Raw genomic sequence first — 750 nt, 5'->3', positions numbered from 1 at the left:
TTACCTATCCACCTTACTTGGTTATGCCCTCGACCTATTAGTAACAGTCAGCTCCATGTGTTACCACACTTCCACCTCTGTCCTATCTACCTCGTCGTCTTCAAGGGGTCTTACAACTTTCGTTGGGATATCTCATCTTGAGGGGGGCTTCACGCTTAGATGCCTTCAGCGTTTATCCCGTCCCGGCTTGGCTACTCTGCTATGCTCCTGGCGGAACAACAGATCAACCAGCGGCCAGTCCATCCCGGTCCTCTCGTACTAAGGACAGCTCCTCTCAAATATCCTACGCCCACGCCGGATAGGGACCGAACTGTCTCACGACGTTCTGAACCCAGCTCGCGTACCGCTTTAATGGGCGAACAGCCCAACCCTTGGGACCTACTTCAGCCCCAGGATGCGATGAGCCGACATCGAGGTGCCAAACCACTCCGTCGATGTGAACTCTTGGGAGTGATAAGCCTGTTATCCCCAGGGTAGCTTTTATCCGTTGAGCGATGGCAATCCCACTTTATACCACCGGATCACTAAGTCCTACTTTCGTACCTGCTCCACCCGTCGGTGTCGCAGTCAAGCTCCCTTCTGCCTTTGCACTCTTCGAATGGTTTCCGACCATTCTGAGGGAACCTTTGAGCGCCTCCGATACCCTTTCGGAGGCGACCGCCCCAGTCAAACTCCCCACCTGACATTGTCCCCCGACCTGATAAAGGCCGCTGGTTAGAAACCCAGTACTGCAAGGGTGGTATCCCAACA

The 750-nt window shown here is 54.3% G+C and carries 1 rRNA gene; it reads right to left on the bottom strand.

From position 1 onward, the window contains the following. Window positions 1–17 precede the first annotated feature (17 nt). Window positions 18–750: ribosomal RNA gene (locus LI164_RS15590) — 23S ribosomal RNA — on the bottom strand; the annotation flags it as partial.

Origin of the sequence: Dorea sp. 210702-DFI.3.125 (assembly GCF_020560945.1) — a bacterium.
In the GTDB taxonomy this organism is placed as follows: domain Bacteria; phylum Bacillota; class Clostridia; order Lachnospirales; family Lachnospiraceae; genus Dorea; species Dorea formicigenerans.
This window is presented reverse-complemented; position numbering and strand designations above follow the sequence as displayed.